Source organism: Scandinavium sp., from assembly GCF_032012665.1.
GTDB lineage: Bacteria > Pseudomonadota > Gammaproteobacteria > Enterobacterales > Enterobacteriaceae > Scandinavium.
On the sequence record NZ_DALZVG010000003.1, the window covers coordinates 236,876 to 262,606 of the forward strand.

At 53.9% G+C, this 25,731-nt stretch carries 22 protein-coding genes; 7 read left to right on the forward strand and 15 right to left on the reverse strand.

Annotated elements, in window-relative coordinates; genetic code table 11:
* Positions 1 to 144 precede the first annotated feature (144 nt).
* Positions 145 to 936 (forward strand): 4,5-DOPA dioxygenase extradiol, encoded by a 792-nt coding sequence (gene ygiD, locus RTU33_RS04505; protein WP_312625606.1) that lies wholly within the window; start codon positions 145 to 147, stop codon positions 934 to 936.
* Positions 937 to 982: 46 nt separating this feature from the next.
* Here ygiD and RTU33_RS04510 read toward each other — a convergent pair whose 3' ends face one another.
* From RTU33_RS04510 to tolC, 3 genes are all read right to left on the reverse strand, one after another.
* Positions 983 to 2,143, reverse strand: a complete 1,161-nt coding sequence (locus tag RTU33_RS04510; protein ID WP_312625607.1) for a glutathionylspermidine synthase family protein — start codon at positions 2,141 to 2,143, stop codon at positions 983 to 985.
* A gap of 5 nt (positions 2,144 to 2,148) precedes the next feature.
* Positions 2,149 to 2,814 carry a DUF1190 family protein gene (locus RTU33_RS04515; protein ID WP_312625608.1) on the reverse strand — a complete coding sequence of 222 codons (666 nt, stop codon included), beginning with the start codon at positions 2,812 to 2,814 and terminating at the stop codon, positions 2,149 to 2,151.
* Positions 2,815 to 2,985: 171 nt separating this feature from the next.
* Positions 2,986 to 4,464 (reverse strand): outer membrane channel protein TolC, encoded by a 1,479-nt coding sequence (gene tolC / locus RTU33_RS04520; protein ID WP_312625609.1) that lies wholly within the window; start codon positions 4,462 to 4,464, stop codon positions 2,986 to 2,988.
* Between the two features lie 199 nt (positions 4,465 to 4,663).
* On the opposite strand from tolC, the gene nudF reads away from it, so the two are divergent.
* From nudF to parE, 5 genes are read left to right on the forward strand one after another with little or no spacing between them, the layout of a single operon-like run.
* Positions 4,664 to 5,296: an ADP-ribose diphosphatase gene (gene nudF, locus RTU33_RS04525; RefSeq protein WP_312625610.1), complete on the forward strand. Its 633-nt coding sequence runs from the start codon at positions 4,664 to 4,666 to the stop codon at positions 5,294 to 5,296.
* A complete protein-coding gene (locus RTU33_RS04530) occupies positions 5,293 to 5,715 on the forward strand; it encodes a DUF1249 family protein (RefSeq protein ID WP_312625611.1) in 423 nt (140 codons plus the stop codon). The genes nudF and RTU33_RS04530 overlap by 4 nt, the downstream gene beginning before the upstream one ends.
* 24 nt (positions 5,716 to 5,739) lie before the next feature.
* Positions 5,740 to 6,567: a 3',5'-cyclic-AMP phosphodiesterase gene (gene cpdA, locus RTU33_RS04535; protein ID WP_312625613.1), complete on the forward strand. Its 828-nt coding sequence runs from the start codon at positions 5,740 to 5,742 to the stop codon at positions 6,565 to 6,567.
* A complete protein-coding gene (yqiA, locus tag RTU33_RS04540) occupies positions 6,567 to 7,142 on the forward strand; it encodes an esterase YqiA (RefSeq protein WP_312625614.1) in 576 nt (191 codons plus the stop codon). Before cpdA ends, yqiA begins: the two co-directional genes overlap by 1 nt.
* 27 nt (positions 7,143 to 7,169) lie before the next feature.
* Positions 7,170 to 9,065 carry a DNA topoisomerase IV subunit B gene (parE, locus tag RTU33_RS04545; protein WP_312625615.1) on the forward strand — a complete coding sequence of 632 codons (1,896 nt, stop codon included), beginning with the start codon at positions 7,170 to 7,172 and terminating at the stop codon, positions 9,063 to 9,065.
* 291 nt (positions 9,066 to 9,356) lie between these two features.
* Here parE and RTU33_RS04550 read toward each other — a convergent pair whose 3' ends face one another.
* From RTU33_RS04550 to RTU33_RS04600, 11 genes are all read right to left on the reverse strand, one after another.
* Positions 9,357 to 9,614: a hypothetical protein gene (locus RTU33_RS04550; protein ID WP_312625616.1), complete on the reverse strand. Its 258-nt coding sequence runs from the start codon at positions 9,612 to 9,614 to the stop codon at positions 9,357 to 9,359.
* A gap of 83 nt (positions 9,615 to 9,697) precedes the next feature.
* Positions 9,698 to 10,726, reverse strand: a complete 1,029-nt coding sequence (locus RTU33_RS04555; protein ID WP_312625617.1) for a fimbrial protein — start codon at positions 10,724 to 10,726, stop codon at positions 9,698 to 9,700.
* 33 nt (positions 10,727 to 10,759) lie between these two features.
* Positions 10,760 to 13,333: a fimbria/pilus outer membrane usher protein gene (locus tag RTU33_RS04560; protein WP_312625618.1), complete on the reverse strand. Its 2,574-nt coding sequence runs from the start codon at positions 13,331 to 13,333 to the stop codon at positions 10,760 to 10,762.
* Between the two features lie 28 nt (positions 13,334 to 13,361).
* Positions 13,362 to 14,066 carry a molecular chaperone gene (locus RTU33_RS04565; RefSeq protein WP_312625620.1) on the reverse strand — a complete coding sequence of 235 codons (705 nt, stop codon included), beginning with the start codon at positions 14,064 to 14,066 and terminating at the stop codon, positions 13,362 to 13,364.
* A gap of 78 nt (positions 14,067 to 14,144) precedes the next feature.
* Entirely contained in the window at positions 14,145 to 14,687 is a 543-nt protein-coding gene (locus RTU33_RS04570) for a fimbrial protein (protein WP_312625622.1), read from the reverse strand.
* A gap of 94 nt (positions 14,688 to 14,781) precedes the next feature.
* The gene (locus RTU33_RS04575; RefSeq protein WP_312625624.1) at positions 14,782 to 15,039 is read right to left on the reverse strand and encodes a hypothetical protein; all 258 of its coding nucleotides are present in this window, start codon (positions 15,037 to 15,039) and stop codon (positions 14,782 to 14,784) included.
* Between the two features lie 16 nt (positions 15,040 to 15,055).
* Positions 15,056 to 15,373, reverse strand: coding sequence for a hypothetical protein (locus tag RTU33_RS04580; protein ID WP_312625625.1), 318 nt, complete (start codon positions 15,371 to 15,373; stop codon positions 15,056 to 15,058).
* A 261-nt stretch (positions 15,374 to 15,634) separates the two neighbouring features.
* The gene (locus RTU33_RS04585) at positions 15,635 to 17,776 is read right to left on the reverse strand and encodes a peptidase domain-containing ABC transporter (protein ID WP_312625627.1); all 2,142 of its coding nucleotides are present in this window, start codon (positions 17,774 to 17,776) and stop codon (positions 15,635 to 15,637) included.
* A gap of 31 nt (positions 17,777 to 17,807) precedes the next feature.
* Positions 17,808 to 19,067 (reverse strand): HlyD family efflux transporter periplasmic adaptor subunit, encoded by a 1,260-nt coding sequence (locus tag RTU33_RS04590; protein WP_312625629.1) that lies wholly within the window; start codon positions 19,065 to 19,067, stop codon positions 17,808 to 17,810.
* Between the two features lie 20 nt (positions 19,068 to 19,087).
* The gene (locus RTU33_RS04595; RefSeq protein WP_312625631.1) at positions 19,088 to 20,419 is read right to left on the reverse strand and encodes a TolC family outer membrane protein; all 1,332 of its coding nucleotides are present in this window, start codon (positions 20,417 to 20,419) and stop codon (positions 19,088 to 19,090) included.
* A 4-nt stretch (positions 20,420 to 20,423) separates the two neighbouring features.
* Entirely contained in the window at positions 20,424 to 21,074 is a 651-nt protein-coding gene (locus RTU33_RS04600; RefSeq protein ID WP_312625633.1) for a LuxR C-terminal-related transcriptional regulator, read from the reverse strand.
* A 464-nt stretch (positions 21,075 to 21,538) separates the two neighbouring features.
* On the opposite strand from RTU33_RS04600, the gene RTU33_RS04605 reads away from it, so the two are divergent.
* Positions 21,539 to 24,643 (forward strand): autotransporter outer membrane beta-barrel domain-containing protein, encoded by a 3,105-nt coding sequence (locus tag RTU33_RS04605; RefSeq protein WP_312625635.1) that lies wholly within the window; start codon positions 21,539 to 21,541, stop codon positions 24,641 to 24,643.
* Positions 24,644 to 25,118: 475 nt separating this feature from the next.
* Here the strand turns inward: RTU33_RS04605 and RTU33_RS04610 are convergent, their stop codons facing one another.
* Positions 25,119 to 25,730, reverse strand: coding sequence for a LuxR C-terminal-related transcriptional regulator (locus tag RTU33_RS04610; protein ID WP_312625637.1), 612 nt, complete (start codon positions 25,728 to 25,730; stop codon positions 25,119 to 25,121).
* Position 25,731 lies beyond the last annotated feature (1 nt).

Here is a 25,731-nt window from a genome sequence, read left to right on the forward strand (position 1 = left end):
CAAAAGCGAGGGGGCAAAGGTGCTTTTACGTGTCCTTACATTCAAATTTCCTGATGATCATCATCACCGTTATCTGAGTTCATCCGCACTCAAAACCGCGTAATGTAGAGCCATCAATCCGACTGTTCCTGTAAGGATATCATCATGTCTTCTTCCCGTATGCCAGCTCTGTTTTTAGGTCACGGTAGCCCGATGAACGTGCTGGAGGATAACGTGTACACGCGTGCCTGGCAGCAGCTGGGCGAAACGCTGCCGCGCCCAAAAGCGATCGTGGCGATTTCCGCGCACTGGTTTACGCGAGGAACGGGCGTCACGGCGATGGAAGCCCCGAAAACCATTCATGATTTCGGTGGATTCCCGCAGGCGCTGTATGACACGCACTACCCGGCTCCGGGGTCGCCAGAGCTTGCTCAGCGGCTGGTTGAGCTGTTAGCTCCTGTGCCCGTTGCGCTTGATAAAGAAGCCTGGGGCTTTGACCACGGCTCCTGGGGCGTGCTCATTAAGATGTACCCGGATGCTGATATCCCGATGGTGCAACTGAGCATAGACAGCACGAAACCCGCTGCCTGGCATCTCGAAATGGGACGTAAACTCGCGGCTTTGCGCGATGAAGGTATCATGCTGGTGGCGAGCGGTAACGTGGTGCATAACCTGCGCACAGCGCGCTGGCATGGCGAAAACTCGCCGTATCCTTGGGCGACCTCGTTCAATGAATTTGTGAAAGATAACCTGACCTGGCAAGGGGCAACGGAAGCACATCCGCTGGTAAATTACCTCGATCATGAAGGCGGTTCATTATCGAACCCGACGGCGGATCACTATTTACCGCTGCTGTATGTGCTGGGCGCGTGGGACGGGCAGGAGCCTGTCAACATTGTGACAGACGGGATTGAGATGGGGAGTCTGAGTATGCTTTCGGTACAGATCGGGGAGTGATGAAATTGCCCGGAAAACAACGCGTCGCCGGGCATTTGCAAGAGCGTTACTCCACAAAAGTATGCGGATAGAAGCGTGACAGATCCTGAGTGATCAGCGCCCGATCTTCACGAATGCCGATCCCGGCAGGCTGGTCGTTGATCAGCCAGCTACCGATCAGCGTATAGCTGTCGCCAAATTTAGGTAGTTCGCAAAACTGCTGGACGATCATGCCTTCTTCGCCGTAAGGCCCTTCAACCGCTTCCAGCACTTCACCGTTCTCCACGATCGACACATTTGCGCCTTCACGGGAGAAAATCGGTTTCTTCACGTACTTCGCCATTTCCGGGTATTCGTCTTCGGCGAAATACGCTGGCAGCAGGTTCGGGTGATCCGGGAACATTTCCCACAGCATTGGCAACAGGGCTTTGTTGGAGATAATGCTTTTCCAGGCCGGTTCCAGCCAGCGCACGCCAGCGTCTTCGAGCTTGGTGGAGAAAATCTCCCGTAGCATGTATTCCCACGGATAGAGCTTGAACAAATTGCTGATAACCTGATCCTGCAGATCGGTGAACTGACCCTTTTCGCCAAGCCCGATATCTTCGATGTACAGAAATTCGCTGGCGACGCCGGCTTCGTTGGCGCAGTCCTGCAAATACTGCACGGTACCGCGATCTTCTTCGGTGTCACGGCAGCAGGTAAAGTGCAGCAGATTAAAACCGTGCTGTTCACGCAGCACGGCAAAGCGCTCAATCAGCTTTTCCTGCAGGCTGTTAAACTGATCGCTTCCCTCAGGCAGCTTTCCGGCATTGAGCTGATCTTCCAGCCAAATCCACTGGAAGAATGCTGCTTCGTACAGAGACGTTGGTGTGTCTGCGTTATTCTCCAGAAGCTTAGGTTCACCTTTGCCGTCCCACGCCAGATCGAGGCGGGAGTAGAGCGACGGCTGCTGCGTTTGCCAGGACTGGCGCACGAAGCTCCAGGTGTGCTTCGGGATGCGGAACTTAGTCAGCAGTTCATCGCTGCTGACCACGCGTTCCACAACTTTCAGGCACATCTGATGCAGTTCGGCGGTGACGTCTTCGAGTTTCTCGACCTGATCAAGCGTTAGTTTGTAATAGGCGTCTTCACACCAGTACGGCTCACCGTACATGGTGTGGAAGTTGAAGCCATACTCGGTGGCTTTTTCGCGCCAGTCCGGGCGCTCGGTGATGCTGACTCTTTCCATGACGGTTAGCCGCCCATCGAACGGGTGGAGGTTCCCGCAGCGCTGCGCGACATGGTGGACTGTTTAGCGACGGACTCACCAAAGCCGCCGCGGGTGACGGTGCTGGTGGTGGCCGGTTTTGGTGCCATCGCGGTTTTCGGCACGTTCATGGTGCGTCCGGACTGCGCTGCGCCGTAGCTTTTCCCGCCTGCGTCGGTGTACTGACCGTACGCCGGGCTTGCCGGGTTTTTCGAGCTGAACAGCGGCTGCTGCTGCATTCCGCCACTCATCATGCGGCCCATCATGTAGCCTGCCATCAGCGGCATCCAGAAGCTGCCGCCGCCCTGCTGGGCCTGCGCCTGATTTTCTGGAGCCATGCCTGCCTGGGCTGGCGCCTGCTGGCACTGGCCTTCGCCAAACTCTGCCACGCAGTCTTCACGGCTGGCGTATTTTGGCGCGGTGCGCTCGGCTTCTTTCAGCGCATTATTGTACGAGGCGGTACATTCGGCGCTTTTGCCCGGGTTGGCACTCGAGCAATCATCCGCGTTCTGGTACATCGATACCGTTTCATCTGTTTTTTCGCAGCCTGAAAGCATAAAGACTGCGGTGATCGCCAGCGCAACCGGCGTCAAATGGCGTGCGCCCCAGTTCTTGCGGAACGAAGCGTGATTAATTGTTTTTGTCCGTTTCATTATCTTTCATCCTGGACCCAGTGGTAGCGCTCAGGATAGTGGATGAGTGGTTGAAATTGAAGCGATGAGGGACGAGCGACGCAGATCTTTACGTTGCCTTACGTTTATTTTTGTGGGAGTTGTGAGAAAAGGAATAAACCCCGGCGAACGATGCCGCCGGGGCAGCCCGAATCAGTTTTTGAACGGGTTAGAGCCAGTGCTGCTGGTGGTTCGCTGGGCGGCTGGCTGCGCCGCAGGTGCGGTGCTGGCGCCATTGCCATTATAACCATCCGCGTTAGCGTCCTGCTGGGCATTCTCAGGCGCAACGGTTTCCGGAGAGGTGGAAACCGGCTTACCGAGCGTGCCGTTCAGGGCCAGCAGGTCGTTCTCATTGAGCGTACCCAACGCTGACTTGATGTTCAGCTGGTTGATCAGATAGGTGTAACGCGCGCTGGAGAGCTGCTGTTTTGCGTTGTACAGCGTGGTGGTCGCATCCAGAACGTCAACGATGGTGCGGGTACCGACCTGGTAACCGGCTTCCATCGCATCCAGTGAGCTCTGCGCAGAAACAACGGCCTGTTTGTAGGCGTTGATGCTGCTCACGGAAGCGTTGATGTTATTAAAGGAAGAACGCACGTTCTGTACCACGTTGCGGTGCGCGCTTTCCAGCTGCTCGCTTGCGCCAACAAAGTTGTACTGCGCTTGTTTCACCTGCGAGGTGACTGAGCCACCGCTATACAGCGGCAGGCTGAAGTTCAGGCCAATCTGATTCTGACCGATGTTGCGATCGGTATACTGGCTGCTGGTGGCGTTGCTACCGTTATACTTGGTATCCGTAACGCCGGTAGACGCTGTCAGACCCACGGTCGGCATATGGCCGGTTTCTGCATAACGAATTTGCTCACGCGCCAGGTCCTGGCTCAAACGAGCCTGCAACAGCGCCAGGTTACGATTTTCAGCCTCTTTCAGTAGCGCATTCACCGGCTGTGACTTGTCCGTTTTGAAGCTGCTGACGTTCAGAGAGGCCAGTTCCGGATAGTAGTTACCGGTGACCTGGCGCAGCTGTTCAACGGCGTTGTCGAGGTTGTTACGGGCAGTGACTTCGTTTGCCAGCACGGTATCGTACTGTGAACGGGCGTTCTGCACGTCAGTGATAGCCACGAGACCGACGTTAAAACGTTGAGTCGTCTGATCCAACTGTCGGTAAATCGCCTGTTTCTGTGCTTCGGTGTAGGAGAGCGAATCGATAGCGCTCAGCACGCCAAAGTAAGCGGTTGCCGTGTTCAGGATCAGGGTTTGCTGATCGGTCTGGTAGGTGACGTCCTGAATACCCGCGGATTTTTCCTGCAGCGTCAGGGCGCGCCATTTCGACATATCGAAAATGGTTTGCGTCAGGGACAATGAGGCACTGGTCGCATTAGAATTGATACCATTCTGATCTTTATAGCCGTTCGTATAGGTATAATCTGCGCCTAAACCGAGCTGAGGCAGTAACGGGCTGCGTGCTTCGTTAATTTTTTCGAATGCAGCATCACGATCTGCCGCGGACTTACGCAGGTCCGGGTTGCTCAAACGTGCCTGCTGATACACCTGCAACAGGTTTTCCGCATGGCTTAGTGCGCTGAAGCCCGTCAGGCTTAAGCCGATAAGGATGGGGAGCAATTTCTTCATTTGCATTCCTTGTTGTGAAGCATTTAGCGCTGATCTAATTCAAAAAGATTCGTCGATTGTACCAGAGTCTTGCCGCTTAAAAAGTTGGCGTATCGTGCCATCTGACGTTAATTTGCACCAATCTATCACAGCACCATTAAAAAGTAGTCAAATGGGCCGGAAATCCATAATTTCATCACGAAGTCACCAGGAATGAACGATGAGCAACAAACCACAGTCAGTCGTTACTTACGGCAAAAATGATGTAGAAATTATTGCACGAGAAACGCTCTACAGCGGTTTTTTTTCGCTGGAGTCGTGGCGTTTCCGTCACCGGTTATTCAATGGTGAAATGAGCGGTGAAGTGCGTCGTGAAATTTTTGAACGCGGGCATGCCGCAGTCTTGCTACCCTTTGACCCAGTGCGTGATGAAGTTGTGCTGGTGGAGCAGATTCGCATCCCGGCTTACGATACCAGCGAAAGCCCGTGGCTGCTGGAAATGGTTGCCGGGATGATTGAAGAGGGCGAAACACCTGAGGACGTGGCCCGCCGTGAAGCGGTGGAAGAGGCCGGTCTCGACGTGAAACGAGTCAAAAATATGCTCAGCTATCTGGCAAGTCCAGGTGGCACCAGCGAGCGCCTGACCATTTTGGTCGGCGAAGTGGACGCCACGACCGCGCACGGTATTCACGGTCTGGCAGATGAACACGAAGATATTCGGGTGCATGTGGTTAGCCGGGAACAGGCTTACCGGTGGGTAGAAGAGGGAACAATCGATAACGCAGCCTCTGTCATCGCCCTGCAATGGCTGCAATTGCATTATCAGGCATTACGAAACGAGTGGACAAAATGAAGCGCTATACACCTGACTTCCCTGAAATGATGCGTCTGTGCGAAACCAACTTCGCCCAGCTGCGCCGACTGCTGCCCCAAACGGATGCGCCCGGCGAAACGGTGAGCTATCAGGTGGCCAATGCGCAATACCGGTTAACGATCAGCGAATCGACCCGCTACACTACTCTGGTGGAAATTGAGCAGACCGTGCCCGCCGTGAGCTACTGGAGCCTGCCGTCAATGACGGTGCGCCTTTACCACGATGCGATGGTGGCTGAAGTGTGTTCGAGTCAGCAGATTTTTCGCTTCCAGGCACGGTATGATTACCCGAATAAAAAGTTGCATCAACGCGACGAAAAGCATCAAATTAACCAGTTTTTGGCCGACTGGCTGAGGTACTGTTTAGCACATGGAGCGATGGCGATTCCGGTTTGTTAGCGTCGTGAAACCTAAGGACACCATTTGGAAAGCCTGTTAAATCTCACTCTGGCTGGTGGGGCCGGGGTGAGAGTCTTACAAATCACTGATACTCACCTGTTTGCTGAAAAACATGAAACGCTGCTGGGAGTGAACACCTGGGAAAGTTACCAGGCCGTACTGGCAGCCATCCACGCTTCAGAGCGTGAGTGCGATCTCGTCGTCGCCACTGGGGATTTAGCACAGGATCACTCATCCGCGGCCTATCAGCATTTCGCTGAAGGCATCGCGGGCTTTGACGCGCCCTGCGTCTGGTTGCCCGGCAACCACGATTTTCAGCCAGCCATGTACAGTGCTCTACAGGATGCGGGAATCTCCCCGGCAAAGCGCGTCTTTGCTGGCGAAAACTGGCAAATTCTGATGCTTGACAGCCAGGTGTTTGGCGTACCGCACGGTGAACTAAGTGAATTCCAGCTCGAATGGCTGGAACAACGTTTGATGGAATCCCCCGATCGCTACACGCTGTTGCTGCTGCATCATCACCCGCTTCCGGCCGGGTGCAGCTGGCTGGATCAGCACAGTCTGCGTAACGCGGGTGCGCTGGATCGCGTGCTTATGCGCTTCCCAAGGGTTCGGCATTTGCTCTGCGGGCATATCCACCAGGAGATGGACGTGGACTGGAACGGCCGTCGGATGATGGCGACGCCGTCAACCTGCGTGCAGTTTAAACCGCACTGTGCGAATTTTACTCTTGATACCATTGCCCCAGGCTGGCGCTGGCTGGAACTGCATGCTGACGGTACGCTTACCACCGAAGTCTGCCGCCTGGACGGTGCGCAGTTCCGCCCGGACACTGCTTCAGAAGGATACTGATGTCTACGCTTCTCTATCTCCACGGATTTAACAGTTCGCCGTTATCGGTGAAAGCCACGGCCATGAAGACGTGGCTTGCGGAGCACCATCCGGAAATCGATATGGTGGTGCCACAGTTGCCTGCATTTCCAGCACAGGCGGCGGAGCTACTGGAGAAACTTGTCATGCAACACGGCGGGGCTCCGCTTGGGATTGTAGGGTCGTCGCTCGGCGGCTATTACGCCACCTGGCTGTCACAATGCTTCATGCTGCCTGCCGTGGTGGTTAACCCGGCGGTACGTCCGTTTGAGTTGCTCACCGGTTACCTCGGTCATAATGAGAATCCCTACACCGGGGAGCAATATGTGCTAGAGTCACGCCATATTTACGATCTGAAAGTGATGCAAATCGACCCGCTTGAAGCGCCGGATCTACTCTGGCTGCTGCAACAGACGGGCGACGAGGTGCTGGATTATCGCCAGGCCGTTGACTACTACGCCGCTTGTCGACAAAACGTTGAAGAGGGCGGGAATCATGCCTTCATCGGCTTTGAAGATCATTTCACACAGATTATTGATTTTCTGGGACTGCGTTAATCAGTCCTGACTACTCGTGAACATACCATGACGCAATCTTCTTATAACGCTGATGCCATTGAGGTACTCACCGGGCTTGAGCCGGTTCGCCGCCGCCCGGGAATGTACACCGACACTACTCGTCCTAACCATCTTGGTCAGGAAGTGATTGATAACAGTGTGGATGAGGCACTGGCAGGTCACGCCAAACGCGTGGAAGTGATTCTGCATGCGGACCAGTCACTCGAGGTTATCGATGACGGGCGCGGCATGCCGGTCGACATTCACCCGGAAGAAGGCGTTCCGGCGGTAGAGCTGATCCTTTGTCGTCTGCATGCGGGCGGTAAATTCTCCAATAAAAACTACCAGTTCTCCGGCGGCCTGCACGGCGTAGGGATCTCGGTGGTGAACGCCTTGTCAAAGCGTGTAGAAGTCAACGTACGCCGTGATGGCCAAATCTACACCATCGCCTTTGAAAATGGCGAGAAGGTGGAAGACCTGCACGTGAGCGGCACCGTCGGTAAGCGTAACACCGGCACCAGCGTGCACTTCTGGCCGGACGAAAGCTTCTTCGACAGCCCGCGCTTCTCCGTTTCGCGCCTGACGCACCTGCTGAAAGCGAAAGCGGTGCTTTGCCCGGGTGTGGAAATTGTCTTCAAAGACAAAGTAAACAACAGCGAGCAGACCTGGTGCTACGCTGACGGTCTGAACGACTACCTGAGCGAAGCGGTGAACGGCCTGCCGCTGCTGCCGGAAAAACCGTTCGTTGGCAGCTTTGCCAGCGATACCGAAGCCGTTGACTGGGCGCTGCTGTGGCTGCCAGAAGGTGGCGAACTGCTGACCGAAAGCTACGTTAACCTGATTCCAACGATGCAGGGCGGCACTCACGTGAACGGCCTGCGCCAGGGTCTGCTGGACGCAATGCGTGAGTTTTGCGAATACCGCAACATTCTGCCGCGCGGCGTGAAGCTGTCGGCGGAAGATATCTGGGATCGCTGCGCGTACGTGCTGTCGGTGAAAATGCAGGATCCTCAGTTCGCCGGGCAGACTAAAGAGCGTCTGTCCTCACGCCAGTGTGCGGCGTTCGTTTCCGGCGTGGTGAAAGATGCCTTTAGCCTGTGGCTGAACCAGAACGTTCAGGCCGCAGAAATGCTGGCCGAAATGGCGATTTCCAGCGCCCAGCGCCGCCTGCGTGCTGCCAAGAAGGTGGTGCGTAAAAAACTCACCAGCGGTCCGGCGCTGCCGGGGAAACTGGCAGACTGCACGGCACAGGATCTCAACCGTACAGAGCTGTTCCTCGTGGAAGGAGACTCGGCGGGTGGTTCAGCCAAGCAGGCGCGCGATCGTGAATATCAGGCGATCATGCCGCTGAAGGGCAAAATCCTGAATACCTGGGAAGTGTCGTCCGATGAAGTGCTGGCTTCGCAGGAAGTGCACGATATTTCGGTGGCGATCGGCATCGATCCGGACAGCGACGATCTGAGCCAGCTGCGCTACGGCAAGATCTGTATCCTTGCGGATGCGGACTCCGATGGACTGCACATCGCCACGCTGCTGTGTGCGCTGTTCGTGAAGCATTTCCGAAACGTAGTGAAGGCCGGCCACGTCTACGTCGCCATGCCGCCGCTGTACCGTATCGACCTGGGTAAAGAGGTCTATTACGCGCTCGACGAGCAGGAAAAAGAGGGCGTACTGGATCAGCTCAAGCGTAAGAAAGGCAAACCGAACGTCCAGCGCTTCAAAGGCCTGGGTGAAATGAACCCGATGCAGCTGCGCGAAACTACGCTCGATCCGAACACTCGCCGTCTGGTGCAGCTGTTTATCGACGATGAAGACGATCGCCAGACCGATGCGGTAATGGATATGCTGCTCGCCAAGAAACGTTCCGAGGATCGCCGTAACTGGCTGCAGGAAAAAGGCGACATGGCGGATCTGGAAGCCTGAGGCAAAAAGGACAGGGTGGTTTAGAAAGGCACACGCACCACCCTGCCAAACTACTGCTCAATTAACCTGCCGGGGCTGATGAAATCTCCCCCTGCGTCGGGTGGCATCAAAAGCTTTCCCCGCGCGACCTCTGCTCTGCCCAGTCACATCCTCTTAATAGCGCTGCTTTGATTCATTTCGGCGGGCTTACGTTCATCATGGCGGGAGAGGTGTAAAAATGGCGGGCTGAAAATTCATCCCGCCAGAGTAGCGTTTAAGGCCACTATTGCCTTAATTCACGCGCGACGCTTATTACTTGAACAGTGGAGCAGGCAGCGGAGCGGGAGCGGGTTTTTTGTGGAACAGGCCATCCAGGAATGAGGAGACATTCTGGAAAATTTCTACGATCTGACCGATACCGTTACCGACTTCTGACAGCACGCCGGAAGCGCCTTTCAGGCCGAAACCCTCCAGAACCTCACCAATTCCTTTACCGATGGCAGCACCCGTATCTGCAATGGCACCTGCGCCTGATACCGCTTCGATTTCCTGATTGTGTAATTCTCTCATTTTTTCATCCTTACTCTTGAGGTTTAAATAAACCCGGCGGCGAACGCATTTTTCAGCGCCGGGGTTGGGAAGCATATTCCGCACTACTGATAGTCAATCTGATAGACCAGGATCGACTGCAGCTTGCCGGGAGTCATATTTTTGTCCCGAACGTAATATCCAGCCCGCAGCGGTATGGTGACCACCGATTGCCCGTCTTCGAAGTTGCCGACCTCAAAGTTCTGGCCAACGGTTACCGGCGTGAACGGCTGACCCCGGGCACCCTGGAACATCTGCAGGGCAATCCCCGGCGCGCTCTCGCCTGAGTCCAGACTTTTGAAGAAGAACAGCCCATCGCTGGCCGAGCCTGGAACGTCCTGGCCGGTAAGCTTCATCATGATTGCCTGGGTGCTCCAGAGCGTGGAGTTACAGGAAAGCTGAACGTTAATATCAGCCGTGTGCCCGTCAACCGGCCCTGTTCCCTTCACGTCGCTGATGTTGAGTGGCGGCAGATTTGCGGTGTAGTTGCCACTGCCCATTACGTCACAGGTCTGAGTGGTGAATACCAGCTTGTTACCGTTTTTCATATAAAACACCATATCGCTGGTATCGAACTGGTCGCCCACGCTGAACAGCATGACGGTGTTTTTCGTGCTGAGAAGCGTGTTCTCTGCGGTTTTTACCAGCTCAATAGTGACGTCCAGAGTAAGACGCGTGGCGTCTTTCGTGGACAGGCTCGGAAGCCAGATATAGCTGGTCTGGAGCCCGGTATTAAAAGCCTTACGGGTATTACCGCGGTCACCGGCTACCGTGATATAGAGCGTTAATCCGCTTTTGCTGCCAAACACGTTGGAGACATCCGAGCGGTTGATATAAATGGGCTCGGGCCCGCTGATTGAGCTGCCTTTTCTGCCATCCTTCGCACACCAGATAGGGATCTGGTGTGTTTTGCTAAACAGCACGGTGCCAACAGGGGCGCTGGCGTTAATGCCATTCGGCATTTCGTTGAAGTCGAACAACGTTGTCACCATTGACGAACTGTCAAAATCGCAATGCACCGCCGCCTGAGTGATAAGCGGCGCGGTGATAAGGCCCGCGCCGAGCGTCAACAGTATAAAAAAACGCTTAAGCATATAGTTTTCCTGATCTTTACGTTCACACCGACGTTAGCTGCGTTGGTCTTCGTCCGGCTGCGTCATGGCAATATTCTGTCGAGGCGTTTGATCGACGCCGTCACAAACCGTATTCACGCGTTCGAAGTTCTGACCGGAGCGGGGATGGCCCACGGTGAGGTCGAAACCGCAGGTAAATTTCTGCCGGCGTTCGCCCCAGCTGATGTTGAGACGATCTTTCCCTTCTTCCAGGCGGGCATAGATTTGGCCGCCCTGGGCCACTACGCCGACGGCTTTACCCTGACCGTCGGTTACGGCGGCGCCGAATGGCAGCGCATCGCCTTCAGGCGTGGTGGCGCGAATCAGCACCATGCGGCCCTTATCGGTCGGGTAGTCGATTTTGACGATGGCACCCTGAGCCGGAGCAATCTGTTTGCTGGTGGTCTTAAGATCCACGTCAAACGGCAGTCCTTTCGGATCGATCGCCACTTCATTCACGCGGTATGGCGTCATATAGGGCACCAGCGCCAGGCCCCAGCGGTTAACCTCTACGCCCGGATAGCCTTCAACAGCGGCGCCCTTGGCATCTTTAGCAGAAACCACAGCCATGGTTGTCAGGCTGTCATACGGGCTTGCTACGACGCCGTCAGTCAGCGCCACGACGCTTCCTGACATGCCCACGGAGTAGCCGTGATAGTGCTCGCCCTTCGAGAAACTGCCGTTCAGCGTTGTATCGCGGAAGCGGTAGGCGCCATTGAGGTTGCTGGAGTAGCGGTTGTCGTAGTCGCGCCCTGCGGAAACGTTATAGGAGAGCTGATTGCGTTCCCCCAACTGCCCGCTCAGCCCCATCTGCGACATAACGCCGTTGTCGTCAATGGTGGTGTAGTTGTTAAGGGTTGGGCTATGGTCGCTGTGCCCCAACGGAACAGAGAAGTTCAGCAGGTATTGCGTCTCACGGACGTTGTCGCTGTCGGTGGTGCGGCTGATGGCCAGGCCGTAGCTGAGCCAGCGGTAGCTGTTGTTATAACCTACCTGGAACTGAGTATTGCTGCCGCTACGGTTCCAGTAATTCTCCTGGTAGCCGGAGACATAGAGCTGTCCAAAGAGATCCCCAAGATCCTGGTTTACGGTCAGCGATACGCGGTTACGTGGACGGTCCAGCTTCTGCCAGGTCACATTGTCGTTGCCTTGCCTCAGGTGGTCGGACAGATAGACCGCATTATGCAGATCCAGATAGCCGGAAGAGGAAAAGCGGTAAGCCGCAAGCGAGAAGCTACTGTTGGTCGAGGAGATAAATTTACTGTAGCTGGTACGCAGGCTCATCCCGTTATGCGATTCGCCTCGATCGGAAAAGCGGGTGCCGTTTACATCGAGGGAGATAGCGCCAATCGGGGTACCGAATGCGCTCCCGGCCATGCCTGAATAATAGAAATCAGTCGAGGTGGTGCCCAGGTAGGTGGTGACATAATTATTGATACCGCGCTTCCAGGTCCCCTGGAAGACGTAAGGCGCATCGGAAACGTTGATGTTTCGCAGCTTACCGGCCATCAGGCTGTAATTCGTACGGCCCGGACGCAGCAGCTCGGGAACAGAAGCGTAAGAGACGGAAAAGGTACTTTTCGAACCGTCAGCTTCCGTTACCGTCACCAGCAGATCGCCGCCGTAGCCGGTAGGATAGAGATCGTCGATCGAGAACTCACCCGGTGGGACCGATGTCTCGTAGATCACCTGACCGCGCTGTTTTACGGTGACTTTGGCGTTCGTTCGGGCAATACCGCGAATGTTTGGCGCGTAGCCGCGCATAGAGTCCGGCAGCATCTGCTCGGCGGTGCTAAGCTGAACGCCCCGATAGCTGAAAGAGTCGAACATCTCGCCGGAGGTATTGCCGTCCCCAACGAGCAGGCGGGAATTCCATGCCGCGATATCACGCTGCAGGTTAGTGGCGAAGCTGGTGTATTTTTCCTGGCCGCTGTTGTCCCAGCGATAGTTACCCGCGTGCCTCAGCATCCACTCTCCGAGATTCAGCCCGCCCTTCACATCACCGAAGAATGACTGATAGTCATTCATCTGGCTGTGCTGCTCAAAGTAGGTTGCGCCATAGCTCAGATACAGCGCTTTCTCGCCGTAGGACCACATGGATGGTGGAACATATCCGCGCGCGCTCTGGCTGAGCCAGGCCTGTGGGATGGCGAGGTCGAGACGCATATCTGACGGACTGAAGCGGGCGCTGGCACCCGGCACGATGGACTCAAGCGTCGGGCAACCGTCAGGCTGCGTCAGCGACGCTTCAGCCTCCGGGGTCAGGCGAGTGTGGTTAAGGCCGATTCGGGTAGCGAGATCGTTGCTAATACAGAGGCGAGATTTGCCGCCAACGTTACGCACCTTTACCTCGGCGCGATCGAGCAGCCTGCCATTCAGGTATACGTCCGGCTGATAGTCTCCTGCTTCAATGCGGTATTCCCCGTTGAAGCGGGAAATATCCACTTCCTGTCCGGCGGCATTATCCAGAAAATCGGCGTTAAAATTCACATCGGCAAAAACCTGAGGTGCAGCGATGCCGCCAATAACAGAAATCACGCCGAGCGCCAGCTGTGATAATTTGAATCTGTGAGAAATAAGAAATTTCATAGTCACATCCATGCACAGAAATGAATAGCTACCCTTTTTTCAGCTGCGCTTTTACCGTGCCGCCATAATCATTGAGATAGCTAAAAGTAATGTTGTTAGTTCCAGGATTGCTGCCTAATTTAAAATTATGGGAAGAGAATGGCGCAATCATTGCACCCTGGATACCGCTTCCTTCCGTACTGTTGGCAGTCAAATAGATCTTCGTTATCGTTATATTAAATGGCGTTGGGTTTTTGACTTCAATACAGGTGCTGCATGAACCCACAGACCAGGTTAATTTATCTACGGCATCAGTATAGGATTCGGATTTCATCGCCTGCGGGCGGAAGAAAAGCTTAATGCGCGAACGGAACGCCATTTGTACGTTGTTGCCATGAGCATTTTCTGGATTGGGTGGAATATCCAACACGTTCAGATAAAAAACGGACTCCCGGTCTGCCGGAAGATTTTGACCAGTATATGAGATACGTAGCGTTTGCCCTTGTTTAGGCTCAACCCGAAATACCGGCGGCAATATCACGAAAGGTACGTCGATTTGATTAACCTTTGCGGAACTGTTGCCTTTGTCAATCCACGTCTGGACGAGGGATGATTTATTTCCTTCATTATTCAGGCGCAGCGTGATTTCTTTTTCACTTTCAGGATATACCACGCGGGTGCCGTTGATAACAATACCAGCCTGAGCAACCGAAGAAGAGAGAATTAATAAAAGCAGGAAATTCAAAGCGCGCATGTTTCAGGAATCCCTGGATAATATCCATAAACAACAGGGAACGAAGCGTTCCCTGTTAAATTAAATCAACGCTGATTCTTATTCGTAATCGATGGAATAAGTTACAGATGAAGCCACTTTACCTGCAGTAGATGCACCGGTAGCGTAGTAACGAGCCTGGTAAATCAGGTCAGCAGCGCCGCTGTTCAGCGGAGTCGCTGCGTTAGCACGCTGGCTGTCGTTACCTGCTTCCAGAACCACGTCAGCATCGTTCAGGAGCTGGATCTGTACGTTTTTAGCGCCGTCGGTCAGGGTATTGTTCAGACGACCGGTTGCTGCATCAACGGTAGCGCCAGATTCAAAGTAGGCACGCACGTTAGAGTCGGTTGGAGTACAGCCGGTCAGGTGCATAACGAAATTAGTTGCCCCAGCGAATTCACCCGGTGCTGCCAGCTGAGTAACAGGCAGTTTCGGCAGGTTAACGGTAGAATCACCGGTTGCGCTGTCGTCAACGGTCACTTTACAGGTGGCAGCAGTCAGTTCACCGTTGATGGTGATTGTACCAACCGGCGCTGCGGATACCGCGCTTGCAGACAGACCCATTCCCATAACAACTAAAGAAGCGATAATTGCCTTTTTCATATAAATCCTTTTTGTATGAATAGCGATCCCCATGCATGGGGAATTGCATTTTCATTGATAGTGTGAAATTAAAAGGGATAATTATCCCTTTAACTTATTTCCCGGAGAGAAACTTAATTCCGGTTGCGACGGCTGCGGCAATAGTTACCAGACCAGTAACCAGTGCCAGGCCGTATTCGTCGCCCTTGCCTGTAGCCTGTGAAGGCTTAGTCGGGCCAGCAGACCAGCCCGGTTCAATAGCACCGGTATCAGAATCTGAACCGAAAATACCATGACGGAAAAAGTTCAGAATATCTGAAGTTAAGCTGCCGCCTGCCACTTCCTGCAGGTCTTTATTCTTTATCTCTTTCATAATGGTTTACTCTGAATCAAACTTTAGGAGTCGGGATCGTGTGATCGAACCACTGATCGGTAGAGTTATTGAATGCTTCGAGAGTCTTATCCCAGCCGTTTACCAGACCATAGGTAAAGCCAGTGATTGCCCCCTGAACACCACCGATCACCATAGTGACGGCAGCTGCGATGGCGCCAACGCCCAGAATACCGCCGGTGCTCCCGCCGGAAACGCCGCCTTTTGCCAGGCCAACGTTGATTCCGGTGATAGAGCCGAGGATGCCCGCGCCCAGAGTGTCAAAGAAGCCAGCACCCGCTACTTCGTTAATTTCAGAGATCTGCAGTTCACGCATTTTTTATTCCTTAAAAAATAAATTAATCAATTCTGCAAGCACCCGATGACTTCGCTGCCTGTAAAGTGATTATAAAGAAGCGGGGCTGACGCCCTCAATAGATTAACTTCTAATGTATCCTGGGCTTTTTTAATAGAGGAGGAAATAATCTTATATTAATTGTGTGGGTAAGTGATTTTGGGGAGGGGGTAAATACAGGGGTATGTTATTTAAAAAACGCAGGCCATTGGCCTGCGTTGATGTTAATAATAAACTCTGTAATTATTCAAGCGAGTTTTCGAATTGCTGATGTGTAAGCTCCTGAATACCTTCCCGGCTCAGCAGAATAATACGATCCGCACTGCGGATGGTTTCCGGCCGATGTGCGATAATAATACGGGTGATATTCATCTGCCTGATAGCATTATTAATGGCGCTTTCGCGCGCAACGTCGAGATGACTGGTGGCCTCATCAAGAATCAGGAGGTCAGGATCGCGATAGAGTGCGCGCGCCAGCAGCACACGCTGGATCTGTCCGCCGGACAGCGACGAGCCCATATCGCCCACAAGGCTGTTATAGCCCATCGCCATCGCCATAATTTCTTCATGGATCTGGGCGAGCTTTGCCGCCCGCTCCACTTTCTGCTGGTCGTAGTGGGAATCAAAGAAGCTGATGTTATCGCTTAACGAACCCGCGAACAGGATGTCATCCTGCATAACGCTGCCGATGCGCTCGCGATACCAGCTCATACCCAGCTTGCGGATGTCCTGGCCGTTAACCTCAATCGTACCGGAGGCCGGCTTGAGCAGGCCGAGCAGCAGCTTAACCAGCGTCGATTTCCCCTGGCCTGAGGGACCGATAATGGCGACCGACTCACCAGCGTTAATGGCCAGGCTGTAGTTTTCCAGCACCCAGGGTTCGGTCAACGCGTAGCGAAAAGAGATATTGTTGACCTGCACCGAAAAAGCTTCACGGCTGGCGCTGGAAGGGAGTGACACGCTGTTGTCCATATCGGTTTCCTTATCTGACAGTACGATGTCTGCCAGACGCTCGCCGTGAAGCCGCAGCATCCAGAACTCGATAACGGCGTTGATTAGCCCGGTTGCGCGGCTGATAAACTGATCGGAGAAGCTGGAAAAGGCGATCAGCATCCCGCCCGTAAAATGACCGTCGAGCACCTGAAGGGCCGCCAGCCAGATCAGCACCACGCGGCCGACGCCGGAAATCACCCCCTGCAGGGTGCTGAAGCCGATGCTCAGGCGCTGGATGTGAATACCTTTATTGGTTGCCTCAACCAGCTCGTTGGCGTAGGTGGAAACGCGCATCTCCTGCTTATTGCTTAGTTTGACGGCCTGTACGCCGCGAATGGACTCCAGCAGCTGCGACTGGGCGCGGGCGTTAGCGATAAGCTGATCTTCGTTTGCCTGGCGGAACGGGCGGAAAGATATCCAGCGAATAATGATATAAATCGCCAACATGCCCAGCACGACCCAGGTCAGCTCCATGCTGTAGGCAAACAGCATGCACAGCGTCACCACGGCCATGACGCCGTCGAGAATAGAGGAGATAAAACGGCTGGTCAGCGTACTCTGAATCGTACCGATAGAGCCAAAACGCGACACGATATCTCCGGTGTGGCGCTCTTCAAACCATGACATAGGCAGGCCCAGCAGGTGAGAACAGACGTTTGCCGACCACTGCACGCTCAGCATGCTGGAAAACCAGGTGGTGACCCAGGAGCGAATTGCCGTGATGGCGCTTTGCAGCACAACAACGGCAATAAAGGCGCTGCCGAGCAGCGTCAGCAAATCTTTGTCTGCGGACGGTAGCACCTGATCCATCACCCATTGGGTATAGAAAGGCGACAGCAGCGAAAAAAGCTCCAGCCCGATGGAGAGGATCAGTACCTGCATAAAGGCGGAGCGGATCCCGCTTACGTTGCCGATGAGCTTCATCATCGACAGGGATTCTTTTTCCTCTTTTTTCTCGAAGCTTGCCGCTGGCAGCAGCTCAAGCGCCACGCCGGTAAAGGATTTTGAAACCTCCTCAAGCGGCACCTCACGGCGACCCCTGGCGGGATCGTGGATAATGATTTTCTTTTTGGTTACTGCCTTGAGGACCACGAAGTGGTTCATGTCCCAGTGCAGAATGCAGGGCATACGCAGCTTGTGCAGCTCGTCAATTTCCAGACGCAGCGCGCGGCTCGCCAGGCCAAGCTGATGTGAAACCAGCATCACGTCGCCCAGCGTCGCGCCCTTCAGTGAGGTCGAGAAGCGGCGGCGCAGGGTGATCATGTCGATTTTATGGCCGTAGTAGTTGGCAATCATGCCCACGCAGGTCAGACCGCACTCTGCCGCCTGAGTTTGCTGGATAACCGGCAGCTTCTTGCGCCAGGAAAAATTCAGTTTATTGTGCAGATTCATTTTTTATTCATGCTCTTATCAGTTGTCGCAATCAGGCAGAAGTACTACGGCTCAGGGCATAGAGTGGCTCAAGCACCCACTCATACAGGCGGCGTTTATCGATCAGGAAGTCCGCCTCGACGGCGCTGCCCGGCAGCAGCCGCTGCTCGCGGCCGTAGGCATGAACAAACTGCTTATCGAGCCTGACCTTAACCAGGTAGTGCTGTTCCTGAACCTGATTGTTGCCGGTAATCTGGGCGACCTCCTGCGGCGAGAGGGCCACGCGGGATATTTCCGTTACCCGGCCATACTGCTGGCCGAATTTTTGCCAGGGATACGCCTGATATCGCAGTACGACCCTTTGTCCGGGACGGATAAAGCCGATTGCCCGGCTGCTGACCATGATGCGTGCCTGTAGCTCGGTATTTTCGGGCAGCAGCGATGCCAGCGTCTGGCCCTGGCTGACAATTTGCCCGCGCTTCACCACCACCGAAGCCACCGTGGCTTTCTGCGGCGCGTCAAACACCACCGAGCGGCGGGATTCGTTTTCGATCATGCTCTGGCGCAGTTCCGCCATTCGACGGGCGATATCGTTAGCCTGATTCAGCTCGTTGATCGGTTGCTCGCGGATCTGCTGTAGCGTCTGGGTGAGCTGCTGTTGCAGGTCAATACGCTGCCTGGCTACGTCCTGAATACGTGACTCGGCCTCAAGGCGCTGGGTTTCCTGCTCTTCGACCTGGCTGTTAGAGGCGTAGCCTTCCCCGCGCATCATTTTCAGCTTGTCCACTTTCTCCGCCGTCAGGCGCATCTGCTTAACGCGACTGCTGCTGATATCCGCAAGGCTTTTGATCTGCTGTTCGAGCAGGCTGCGCTTGTCCAGCAGCCCTTTACGGGTTTCTACGGACAGGGCATCCAGGTTCTCACGCTCCTTTTGCAGGACCTTAAGCTGTAAATCCAGCTGCTGGGCGATGCTCTCTCTGGTCTGACCCATACGGGTGGCGACTTCCGATGACACGGTCACCAGCGGAGCGCCTTTGTTTACGCTGTCGCCCTCCTGGATAGTGAGATCCGTTACGGTGCCGGTGTTCATCGCCACGATATCCATAACCCCTTCAATGGGGATTAATGCTCCGGTGGCGTTCTCACGTTTGGTATAGGTACCGAAAATGCAGAAGGCGAGCGTAACGAGGGTGACCAGCGCAACAAGGCTGATAATGACCCAGCGATAGGGCGGGCAGTAAAGCGCTACGCTACCGATTGACTTTGACTTGTTCGCGTCAAGCGCTTCCTGGCGAAATAATGATTCAGACATTCAGAGAGTCCATGTAGGGTTTAATAGCGGGCAGGGCAGGTGAATTTCTTCAGCCAGGCGTAATTGAGGTCGCCCGTCGCGCTGGCCAGTTTGATATTCGACGTAATGTATTCGTACTGCGCGTTGGCAAAATCACTGAGCGATTTGAAATAATCTTTTTCTGCATTGAGCCTGTCGATAGTGGTCCTCATGCCCAGCTCGTAGGCGTATTGCGTTGACTCCATTCTTTTTTTGGCTGAGACAATGCCGCGATCGTATGCGCTAATCGTCGCTTCGCCAGCGCGAACACCGGACCAGGCGCTTTCCACATCCTCGAGCGCCTGGCGCCGTGCATCGATCAGCAAATCTTTGGCCTGTTCCTTACGGTGGGCCGCCTCAATGCTTTGCGAAATCTGGCTTCCACCGGCGAACAGAGGTACTGAGACATTGATACCAATGTTGGTATTGCGGGTTTTTGACGTGGTGCCAAAGACATCATCCAGCACGTTGCCATCTTCGGCGCGGCTCCAGTTGTTGCCATACGAAGCCTGAAACGTGACGACCGGCAGGTGTTGCCCTGCAGCCGCGACGACGTCGGCCTGGCTTTGGTTCATCACAAACTGCGCCGCCTGAATATTCAGGTTCTGGCTCTCCGTACGTGACCTCAGCAGCGCCAGCTGGGGCAGTTTTTTTGGCGTAACGCAGTCCATTCCGCTAACAGGCACGCTATTGCCCGACTGGCCGGTCAGTCTTTCGAAACGAATTTTTGCATCCTTGAGCTGGCTTTCGGCTGAAATCACGTCGGCCACGGACTTATCAAAATTCGCCTGCGCCTCGTCAACGTCCAGGCGCGTTTGCTCGCCGATAGCGAGCGCTTTACTCGCTGAATTAAGCTGTTGTTCGAACGCCACGCGTGCTTTATCGGCGTTATCCAGCACGCGGGAGTAATAGATGACCGTAAACCACGCATCGCTGACGTCGCTGATCATTTTCTGCTGAGCGAGCATATACCTGACCTGCGCCTCATCGGCGATGGCGTCACCCCGTTGCCAGTCTGCGTATTTACTGAGATCGAAAAGGGGTTGGGTTACATTGACCGCGGCATTATGACGCGTGACGCCTGCAGCATAAGAAGCCTTCGGCTGATCCTGCTTTGACCATGCGCCGTTCAGCGAGACCACGGGAAGCAGGCCCGCAAAGCCCTGAATCCGCTTTTGCTGCTGAGCATCGTTGAGGTTTCTTGCCGCCAGAATGGTCGAATCATAATTGTCCGCAGCGATCACGGCTTCCTGTAGCGTTAAGGCGCTGCAGTACTGAGGGTGCAGAAAAAAAACAGATGAAATGATTGCTGATGTCCAGGCTCTACTCTGCATACTGTTATTCCATTACTCCGGCGAGCTGAATAAATTTTAATAATTCACTGTTGGTTGAAATATTTAGCTTCTTCATCGCGTTGTGTTTTTGCGTTGCAACCGTACTGACTGCCCGGTTCTTTCGCGCCGCGATTTCTGAAATAGAAAAGCCCTGCGCCAGTAGATACAGGACATCCCACTCTTTTGACGAGAGCATTTGCGGCCCCTTATGTGCCGCACGCAGAATGGCTTTAATGCTTTCAGAAACATAGGGAAGCTGACGTTCGCTACCGATTACGCTGCTCATTGCCTGATGCAGCTCAGTGATATTGTCATTAGCGCTCACGATGGCCTCGAACTTCATATCGATAATTCGCCGCAGCAGCCATATATTCGTTCCGGAGATAAACAGTACCCGCCGGACATGATGTTCGCTACAGAGCTTGCAGAACCGCGTGCTGATGTTACTGCTCCACTCCTTATGGCTATATAGGTAGTTAAATTCGGTAATAAGAATATCAACGTTATTATCAGTAATCTTTTCTAATAGCTCATCAACGCCGGAGATCACTTCCAAAGATAAGGGGCAATTATCCAGTGCCTTCTCCAGATACTGACAAATGATTTGTTGATAAATATTATTTTCATAAAATACAGCGACTTTCAGGCGTTCCATTCCGTTGTCCATAGCAATGGAGTATTCCATCTTTTTTATAGCGGAAGATGTCAGGTAACTCGTTTTAAGCTGGCGTAAAAGCGTTGGCTGAAGCAAGCAAGGTGACTGGCATCAATAATCAACTTTTTTATGGTAATGAAAAAGAATAACGCTCTCAATGCCTTTTTTAGAAAAATATCGAAGGACTTTTCTTCTGATATTTGAATAATCCTATGTGTCGGAAAATAATCACAAGGAATAAATAATCCTATTATCAGAATTTAAGCAATGAGTGTTATTATTGATTAATAAACTATCAATCCTCCAGACCGGACCCCTTATACAACATTAAGGCGCTGCGGAAGGCATTATATTGCTATTGCGCAACGTCTTAAGTATTTATCCCAACATGCAACAAGCTAAGGAATGCGACTATGTCAAGGCAATCACGAATTGTCTCCCATCGTTTGATCACGGGATTGTGTTTGATTACTCTCCCTGCCACGTCTGCGCTGGCGGCGGCAGTAACCGACGGAACCACCCTACAGGTTAAAAAAAATTACTCTGCCACCAGCATTGGTGATTATCCGCTTAATGCTCAGGGGCAGAACAGCGTTATCGAAACCGGTATTGATGGGCTGCTGTTTACCAGTGATAAAGACTCTACGTCTGCGGCGCTGGCGACGGATAAAGGCAAACTTATTCTTAATAACGCAACCCTGACCTCCAGCGGTAAGGTCGCCGATGGCGTCAAGCTGGATAATGGCATTCTGAATGCTACCGGCGGGACAATTACCGCGACGGGCTCGGCCGCGCGAGGTATCGGTGCCAATAATGGCTCTCAGATAATGCTGGATAACACCATGGTCAACGCCGCCGGTTCCGCGATGGCGGCGATTAACCTGAGTAATCAGAGCGTACTGGAGGCCACCGGCGCCCGTATTGTTGCGGCGGATAAGGCCATGGGCCTGCAGCTTAAATCCAACAGCGCAGAGATGAAATCCAGCGCGACGTTGAAAAATACGACCGTCTCCTCCCAGAACAGCGATGCTATCCGCGTGATGAACGGTGATGTGACGCTGGAAGGTGCCATTCTCAGCAGCGCAGGGGCAAACGGCTACGCGCTGAATGCCAACGGCGGGGCGACTATCAACGCTACCGGCGGCCGTTTCCAGACGACGGGAGCGGACGGTGACGCAGTATGGCTTGCCTCCGCTGATTCGATCCTGACGGCAAAAGACACCAGCTTCTTTACGACCGGCGATAACGCCATTGCGGTCAACGCCCAGTATGGTGAGGCCACGCTCACCGGTAACACCATTGAAACTGCCGGTGATATGTCTTACGGGCTGTACACGGAAAACAAAATTAAAGGCGATATGCTGACCATTGATACCCAGGGTGCGGGCAGCTCCGGAGTGTTTGCAGCACGGGGAGGCGACATTGCCTTAAGCGGAGCGGAAATCAGCACGCTCGGTCAGCAGGCGGACGGTCTGAGAGCCATCGACAGCTCATCTCTTCAGGCGAATAACGTCACCGTAGCGACCAAAGGTAATAGCGCCTCCGGGGTCTATTCCAACGGATCAAACGTGACCTTGACCGACAGTAAGCTCAGCACTGAAGGCGCGCGCAGCATGGGGATTGCCGCCGTCGCGGCGGGCAGCGTAGCGGCAACCGGCGTCAATGTGACGACCCTGAGTGATGGCGCTTCGGCGCTCTTTACGCAGCAGGGAAGCATTAATTTTGCCAACGGCGAGCTTGCGACCAGCGGAAAAGCAGCCGCTATTCAGGCTCAGGGAAACGACAGCGCGCTGCCTGAAAGTCACGTGACGCTGAATACGGTAAACGTAAATGCCGCTCAGGGCCCATCGGTACAAAGCGAGGGCGGTACTCTGACTCTGGATGCGGCCAACAGCACCTTTAACAGTGGTACGGGCGTGGTGCTGAACGTGCTGGCGAGTGACGGCACGGCGGTGACGCTGAATGCGGATAACAGCGTCCTTAACGGCTCGCTGATTTCTGACAGTGCGGACAGCGTCTCGACCGTTGCGCTCAACAGCGGTTCACATCTGATTGGGGCCAGTAAAAATATCACCTCCGTTGCGCTGGATGGCTCCAGCCGCTGGGACGTAACCGCCAATTCTGACGTCCAGTCCCTGAGCAATAACGGTCTTATTGCCTTCAGCGCGCCGGATGACCAGGGGCACAAGACGCTGACGGTGAACGGTGACTACAGCGGTAACGGTGGCACTATCGTCTTTAATACCCTGCTGGGTAATGACAATTCCCCAACGGATAAAATGATTGTTACGGGCGATATCAAAGAAGGCGATACGCGCGTGACCATCAATAATCTGGGCGGAAAAGGGGATTACACCGTTAACGGCATTGAGGTCGTTAAGGTGGGCGGGACGTCTTACGGCACGTTCACCAGCTCAGGGCGTATCGTGGCCGGTAACTATGACTACCGCCTGCAGAAACAAAATCAAAGCTGGTACCTGACGAATGAGGCTCCGTCTCCCGATCCGGAAGATCCGAACAAAGATGACGGTAGCAATTCGGGCGATAACGACGGTGGTAACGGCGGCAACCCTCCTGTGCCGCCGCCGCACGGTAACAAGCTTCAGGTGCGCCCTGAATCCGGCGGCTACCTGGCAAACCTGATGGCAGCTAACACGATGTTTGCCACCCGTATGCAGGATCGACTCGGGGAAGGGGAATATGCGCGCGATGGCCAAAGTGGACATGCTGATGGCCTCTGGATGCGCCATGTTGGTAACACCACCAGCTTCAACATTAACTCTGACCAGATGAAGGCCAGAACCAACCGCTACGTGGTTCAGCTGGGGATGGATATGGCAGACTGGAGCACGACGGGCCTCGATCGCTGGCACGTCGGCGGAATGGTCGGTTACGGTAATGCCAAAAGTAACATCCGTTCGTCGGTCACCCATTATCGTACCGACAGTACAGTAGAAGGCTACAGCGCCGGGATGTACGCGACATGGGTACAGTCCGAGAAAGATATGTCCGGTGCTTATCTCGACAGCTGGGTGCTGTATAACTGGTTCCGCAACACGGTTAACGGTCAGGGGCTGCCGAGTGAGCAGTATCATACGCAGGGCTTCACCGCTTCCGTTGAGGCGGGCTATACCCTGCCGTTGACCAGCAATGAGCGCCTGAGCAGTTGGTTGCAGCCAAAAGCTCAACTGAGCTGGATGGACGTTGCGGCTAAAAATCGTCGCGAGGCAAACGGCACGAGAGTAACGGATCAAAACGACGGGATGCTCAGCTCCCGCCTTGGTCTTCGCGCTTATCTCAAAGGCCACAGCCATCTGGACGATAATACCGGCCGTGAATTCCAGCCTTTCGTGGAGGCGAACTGGATCCATAACTTCGATACTTACCAGGTGCGAATGGACGGCATCAACAACGAGGTGCTGGGTACCCGCGACATCGGTGAGCTTAAGCTGGGCGTGGAAGGTAAAATTGCCCATAACTTTACGCTCTGGGGCAACGTCGCTCAGCAGATGGGTGATGATGGCTACGCTGATACCGGCGTGCTGCTTGGGGCAAGACTTAACTTCTGATTGTTCGCTATGACCTGCGGGAGAAGCCTTGAGGTTTCTCCCGTATTCTGTTGTTTCCCAATCCATTTGCCGTATCGTCTGCACCGATCCACTCTTCTTTAATCTGCACGTTAATTCCCTGCTTTCTTCTTGCCTGTAGCGTCTCACATTGCGCGTTATGGCAGCTTTTGCTGTTGTACCGCCCCGTTTCTGCAATGGACTAAAAGCCTGTGCCAGGGGCTGTTTAACTGCGTCTCCTGATGCAGTTAAAGAGGAGCAGTCAACGTTAAGCTTGTCGGGGGCCAATTCACCGGCCGGATGTCAGGTTTGCGATGAACAGTATTGGGTCGAGGGCTTTATTGCCTAAGAAGGCGGTCTGTGAAGGAGGTCTGGAATTGGGAGAGACTGCTGCGCCTGGCGTGGTGCGCAGGTGCAGCGGCTGTCATTAATTCGGAGTTACGGACGGTTCCCGTCGATTTGCAGGGCAGACGTCAGATCAGCAGATAATATGTCTGAGAGAAGAGTAAAACCTGCTATTGCATTGGGTATTTAATTTACGCATGGCGGCATACTTATGCAGGTAAACCGTTTTTACATTGCATCCCATATAGTTGGCGATTTGCTTGGTCTTAAGGTTTCCGGAATAGCCGCGCATCACGCTGATTTCCTCGTCAGTTAAAGGAACCTGATCGCGTCCGGCTATATTAATATTCAGGCCATAATGAATACCGGCATTTTTACTCTTGGTGATAATCACATTCCACAGCGCATTGACTTCACGCAGGGAAATCAGCTTATTAATTGATCCATCAACATCATCCGGCGCGAGGAAGCCTGCCCCTGCGGAGTAAATATAGATACTTGCCGTGGGCTGACGCTCGCGGAGATCGCGAATATCGCTTTGAATATCGACTAAAAACCCGTTGGCGGTCAGTGGGTCATAAAGGATAATATCATATTGCGTCTCGCTGTCCGCCAGAGCGGAAAGGTTCGGATAGTTAGTTAAATAAACCGTATCCTTTTCATCATGTCTTAATGCCGACAGTCCGATAGTAACGTATTCGCAGCTGTCGACGACAGCAATATTGATAATCCGCGCTCTGTCCATA